The 5,209-nt window shown below is 60.4% G+C and carries 6 protein-coding genes; 1 reads left to right on the top strand and 5 read right to left on the bottom strand.

Annotated features, from left to right (window positions below; translation table 11 throughout):
* Nucleotides 1-83 precede the first annotated feature (83 nt).
* The 5 genes from QIW53_RS27155 to rplU form a co-directional block, all read right to left on the bottom strand.
* Nucleotides 84-548, bottom strand: a complete 465-nt coding sequence (locus QIW53_RS27155) for a CreA family protein (RefSeq protein ID WP_371052673.1) — start codon at nt 546-548, stop codon at nt 84-86.
* A gap of 12 nt (nt 549-560) precedes the next feature.
* On the bottom strand, nt 561-1,679 hold the full coding sequence (gene proB, locus QIW53_RS27150; protein WP_371052672.1) for a glutamate 5-kinase: 1,119 nt from the start codon (nt 1,677-1,679) through the stop codon (nt 561-563).
* A 140-nt stretch (nt 1,680-1,819) separates the two neighbouring features.
* The gene (cgtA, locus tag QIW53_RS27145; protein ID WP_371052671.1) at nt 1,820-3,043 is read right to left on the bottom strand and encodes an Obg family GTPase CgtA; all 1,224 of its coding nucleotides are present in this window, start codon (nt 3,041-3,043) and stop codon (nt 1,820-1,822) included.
* A gap of 195 nt (nt 3,044-3,238) precedes the next feature.
* Complete coding sequence (gene rpmA / locus QIW53_RS27140) at nt 3,239-3,496, bottom strand: 50S ribosomal protein L27 (protein WP_003176049.1); 258 nt, start codon at nt 3,494-3,496, stop codon at nt 3,239-3,241.
* Nucleotides 3,497-3,531: 35 nt separating this feature from the next.
* Nucleotides 3,532-3,846 (bottom strand): 50S ribosomal protein L21, encoded by a 315-nt coding sequence (rplU, locus tag QIW53_RS27135; RefSeq protein WP_003176051.1) that lies wholly within the window; start codon nt 3,844-3,846, stop codon nt 3,532-3,534.
* A gap of 238 nt (nt 3,847-4,084) precedes the next feature.
* On the opposite strand from rplU, the gene QIW53_RS27130 reads away from it, so the two are divergent.
* The gene (locus QIW53_RS27130; protein ID WP_371052670.1) at nt 4,085-5,053 is read left to right on the top strand and encodes a polyprenyl synthetase family protein; all 969 of its coding nucleotides are present in this window, start codon (nt 4,085-4,087) and stop codon (nt 5,051-5,053) included.
* Nucleotides 5,054-5,209 lie beyond the last annotated feature (156 nt).

Genomic DNA, 5,209 nt, shown 5'->3' with positions numbered 1-5,209 from the left:
GCGGTGTGTCAGCCGACATTAATGTTGAATGACACACCGCATTCGCGAGCAAGCCCGCTCCCACATTTTGATTTGCGCTGGACTTACCGCGCGTTCGCCCACGGCAAAATCGGAATCGCGGTCACCGCATTCTGCGGACTGCCTTCGATCAGACGATCGCTGTAGACGAGGTACACCAGCGTGTTGCGCTTCTTGTCGAGAAAACGCACCACCTGCATGGTCTTGAACACCAGCGATGTGCGCTCCTTGAACACTTCTTCGCCGTCTTTGAGCTGGCCCTTGAAGTTGATCGGCCCGACCTGGCGACAAGCGATGGACGCTTCGGCACGATCCTCCGCGAGACCCAGGCCACCTTTCACCCCGCCCGTCTTGGCGCGCGACAGGTAGCAGGTCACGCCTTCCACCTTGGGGTCATCGAACGCCTCGACAACGATGCGGTCGTTCGGCCCGACAAACTTGAACACCGTCGAAACCTGACCAATCTCCTCGGCCGACGCCAGCAACGGCATCGCCAACAACAGACCCAACAATCCTTTTGCCACACGCATTCGGGTATTCCTTCAGACCAGGATCAGGTTATCGCGGTGAACCAGCTCCGGCTCCGCCATGTAACCCAACAGACCGACAATCGCCTCGGACGACTGCCCAATGATTTTCTGTGCTTCCAGCGCACTGTAGTTGGCCAGGCCACGGGCAATCTCACGACCATCCGGCGCCACGCACACCACCATTTCACCGCGCCGGAAACTGCCCTGGACCAGCTTGACGCCCACCGGCAGCAGACTCTTGTTGCCCTGGGACAGCGCCGCCACCGCCCCCGCATCGAGCACCAGGGTGCCACGGGTCTGCAGGTGCCCGGCCAGCCACTGCTTGCGCGCCGCCAGCATGCCGCGCTCCGGCGACAGCAAGGTGCCGATGCGCTCGCCAGCTTTCAGGCGATCCAGCACACGCTCGAGGCGCCCGCCGACAATGATGGTGTGCGCACCGGAGCGCGCCGCCAGGCGCGCCGCCCGCAGCTTGGTCTGCATGCCACCACGCCCCAGCGCGCCACCCGTACCGCCCGCTACCGCATCGAGGGCCGGATCATCGGCACGCGCCTCGTAAATCAGCTGGGCGTCAGGATTGTTGCGCGGATCGGCGTCGAACATGCCGTCACGGTCAGTGAGGATCACCAACAGGTCGGCCTCGACCAGGTTGGCCACCAAGGCTGCCAGGGTGTCGTTGTCGCCGAAGCGGATCTCATCTGTCACCACGGTGTCGTTCTCGTTGATCACCGGGATCACTTTCAATTCGACCAGCGCGCGCAGGGTGCTGCGGGCGTTGAGGTAACGCTTGCGATCGGACAGGTCGTCATGGGTCAGGAGAATCTGCGCGGTGTGCCGGCCATGCTCGGCAAAGCTCGACTCCCAGGCCTGCACCAACCCCATCTGACCGATTGCAGCAGCCGCCTGGAGCTCGTGCATCGCACTGGGTCGTGAGGTCCAGCCCAGACGGCTCATGCCCGCCGCCACCGCACCGGAGGACACCAGCACCAGCTCGACACCCGCCTCATGCAAGGCCACCATCTGCTCAACCCACACACCCATGGCCGCGCGATCCAGGCCCTTGCCGTCCGCCGTCAGCAATGCGCTGCCGATTTTCACGACCCAGCGCTGCGCACCCGTCACCTTGCTCCGCATCATCTTCAACCTTAGCTTGAGGGCAGCACGACCTGGCGCTGCCCGTAACGTTATTCGTGTCGACCAGTTTCCGGATACCGACGATTTCCAGATACTAAAACGCCGCTCGTTTGAGCGGCGCTTCAGTTTATCGCAACGAATCAGTCGCGCACGTAAATGATTTCCGGACCATCTTCATCATCCACGTCTTCTTCGTCCCAATCATCGTCGCCGATGTCATGGACCGACTTGACGCCACTGCGGCGCAGGGCACGCTGGTCGTCCAGAGCCTGCAACTGGGCACGCGCCTCGTCTTCGATGCGCTGATCGAGATCGGCCAGCTCTTCCTTGTACGCCGGATCGTTGGCCAGGCGGTCGGCGCGATCTTCCATGTAACGCATGATGTCGTGACACAGACGCTCGGTGCCCAACTTGGAGATTGCGGAGATCACATAGACCGGACCGGTCCACTCCAGGCGGTCGACGATTTCCTTGACCCGCTCATCGTGCTCTTCTTCAAGGATCTGGTCGCACTTGTTCAGCACCAGCCAGCGATCGCGCTCAGCCAGGGACGGGCTGAACTTGGTCAGCTCGCTGACGATCACTTCAGCCGCGTCCGGCGCACTGCTGTCGTCCAACGGCGCCATGTCGACGAGGTGCAGCAGCAGACGCGTACGCGCCAGGTGCTTGAGGAAGCGAATCCCCAGGCCCGCACCGTCGGAAGCACCTTCGATCAGACCCGGAATATCCGCGATCACGAAGCTTTTCCAGCGATCGACGGAAACCACACCCAGGTTTGGCACCAGCGTGGTGAACGGATAGTCGGCGACTTTCGGCTTGGCAGCCGAGACCGAACGAATGAAGGTACTTTTACCGGCATTCGGCAGACCCAGCAGGCCGACGTCCGCCAGGACTTTCATCTCCAGCTTCAGGTCACGCTGCTCGCCCGGCTTGCCTGGCGTGGTCTGGCGCGGCGCACGGTTGGTGCTGGATTTGAAACGGGTATTGCCCAGACCATGCCAGCCGCCATGGGCCACCAGCAGTTTCTGGCCAGCCTTGGTCAGGTCGCCGATAACTTCCTGGGTGGCCGAATCGATCACGGTCGTGCCGACCGGCACACGCAACACCAGGTCCTCGCCCTTCTTGCCGGTGCAGTCGGTGCTGCCACCGTTGGAACCGCGTTCAGCATCGAAGTGCCGGGTGTAACGGTAGTCCACCAGGGTATTGAGGTTTTCGTCGGCAATCATGTAGACCGAGCCGCCATCGCCACCGTCGCCGCCGTTCGGGCCGCCGTTCTCAATGAATTTTTCGCGACGGAAGCTCATGCAACCGTTGCCGCCGTCACCGGCCTTTACTCGAATCGATACTTCATCAACAAACTTCATTACACAACGCCTCTCGCCATACGGACGAGCCGAAAAAATCCAGACATAAGACTCTTGCAAAAATGAGCGCAGCGACCTCAATCAACGACCGCGAATCCAGCGCGCCGACAGCCCATACAAACAGTTTTGCAAGAGACTCACCCCACAAACGAAAAAGCCCCGTCGCGAGACAGGGCTTTTCCAGCGTTCGCGCAATTAAGCGGCGACAACGCTCACGTAACGGCGGTTGAACGCGCCCTTTACTTCAAACTTGATCACGCCTTCGATTTTAGCGAAGAGAGTGTGATCCTTACCCATGCCAACACCGTAACCGGCGTGGAATTGGGTGCCGCGCTGACGCACGATGATGTTGCCCGGAATGATTTTCTGGCCGCCATACATCTTCACGCCAAGGCGTTTGGCTTCTGAGTCGCGACCGTTACGGGTACTACCACCAGCTTTTTTGTGTGCCATGAGTTCAATTCTCCTAGTGAGGAATTAGGCTGAAATTAAGCCTGAATACCGGTGATTTTGATCTCGGTGTACCACTGGCGGTGGCCCATACGCTTCATGTGGTGCTTACGGCGACGGAACTTGATGATGCGGACTTTATCGTGACGACCTTGGGAGATCACTTCAGCCACAACGGTAGCGCCGGCAACAACTGGAGCACCGATATTCACGTCGTCACCATTGGCAACCAACAGAACGCGATCAAAGGTAACGGATTCGCCGGTAGCGATTTCCAGTTTTTCGATCTTCAGGTATTCACCTGGGGCGACTTTGTACTGCTTGCCGCCAGTAACGATTACTGCATAAGACATGGTATTTCTCCGATAATCCTGCTCACCCAGCTCTTTATAGGAAGAGGTATTGGCTGGCATGGCTGCATGGGCTGGAAGGCCCGTTGCAATTGCGTAAGGCAGGTGCTGCCCAGGAAGTTCAGGGTGCGCGATTGTACGCAAGGCACGAGCGCCTTGCAATAGGCCGTCCATCGCGCCTTGACAGGCCCGGACGTGGGTCCTAGCATGCCGCGCAACCCTTCTGGAGCGACTGTCGCTGATGCAACCCCAAGCTTTCTACCGCGCGGTGGCGGACGATTTTAGCGCCGTCGACGGCATTATCAAGAAGCAGCTGACGTCCCGAGTGCCGCTGGTGTCGAAAATCGGCGACTACATTACCTCGGCCGGTGGTAAACGCCTGCGTCCTTTATTGGTTTTGCTGTGCGGCAAGGCTCTGGGCCGCGAGGGCGACGACCTGCGTCTGCTGGCCGCGACCATCGAGTTCCTGCACACCGCCACCCTGCTGCATGACGACGTGGTCGACATGTCCGGCATGCGCCGTGGCCGCTCGACCGCCAACGCCATGTGGGGCAACGCCCCGAGCGTGCTGGTGGGCGACTTCCTGTACTCGCGTTCCTTCGAAATGATGGTCGAACTGGGCTCCATGCCCGTGATGAAGATCCTTTCGCAAGCCACCCGCATCATCGCCGAAGGCGAAGTGTTGCAGTTGTCGAAGGTCCGTGACGCCAGCACCACTGAAGAAACCTACATGGAAGTCATCCGCGGCAAGACCGCGATGCTCTTCGAGGCCTCGACCCATAGCGCCGCGTCCCTGTGCGAAGCGACGCCGGAGCAGGCCGAAGCCCTGCGCACGTTTGGCGATCACCTGGGCGTGGCTTTCCAGCTGGTCGACGACCTGCTGGACTACAAGGGCGACGCGGACACTCTGGGCAAGAACGTCGGCGACGACCTGGCCGAAGGCAAACCGACCCTGCCGCTGATCTACACCATGCGCGAAGGCACGCCTGAACAGGCTGCACTGGTGCGCCAGGCCATCCAGAAAGGCGGTATCGAAGACCTCGAAAGCATCCGCGCCGCCGTGGAAGCCTCGGGCTCGCTGGAATACACCGCACAACTGGCCCGCGATTACGTGGCCCGCGCGATCAAATGCCTCGAAGCGCTGCCCGCCAGCGAATACCGCGATGCACTGGTCGAACTGAGCGAGTTCGCGGTCGCCCGCACACACTGACAACGAAAAAACCCTGTGGGAGCGGGCTTGCTCGCGAATGCGGACTGACAGTCGACAGAAAATTTTGTAGAAGTTAAGGGTTAAGGGGAACAACCCCGCCCCCCACAAGAAGGTGTCGCCCGCCCCCCCCAGTTTAAAACACAAAATGATGGGGGT

This window comes from Pseudomonas fluorescens, assembly GCF_041354075.1.
GTDB classification, from domain to species: Bacteria; Pseudomonadota; Gammaproteobacteria; order Pseudomonadales; family Pseudomonadaceae; genus Aquipseudomonas; species Aquipseudomonas fluorescens_CE.
Note: the sequence above shows the minus strand (reverse complement) of the source record. Positions and strands in the feature narration are given on the sequence as shown.

Excerpts from the sequence above, each read along its gene's own strand:
- cgtA (WP_371052671.1), bottom strand. The coding sequence starts at position 3,043 with ATGAAGTTTGTTGATGAAGTATCGATTCGAGTAAAGGCCGGTGACGGC.
- rplU (WP_003176051.1), bottom strand. The coding sequence starts at position 3,846 with ATGTCTTATGCAGTAATCGTTACTGGCGGCAAGCAGTACAAAGTCGCC.
- rpmA (WP_003176049.1), bottom strand. The coding sequence starts at position 3,496 with ATGGCACACAAAAAAGCTGGTGGTAGTACCCGTAACGGTCGCGACTCA.
- QIW53_RS27130 (WP_371052670.1), top strand. The coding sequence starts at position 4,085 with ATGCAACCCCAAGCTTTCTACCGCGCGGTGGCGGACGATTTTAGCGCC.
- proB (WP_371052672.1), bottom strand. The coding sequence starts at position 1,679 with ATGCGGAGCAAGGTGACGGGTGCGCAGCGCTGGGTCGTGAAAATCGGC.
- QIW53_RS27155 (WP_371052673.1), bottom strand. The coding sequence starts at position 548 with ATGCGTGTGGCAAAAGGATTGTTGGGTCTGTTGTTGGCGATGCCGTTG.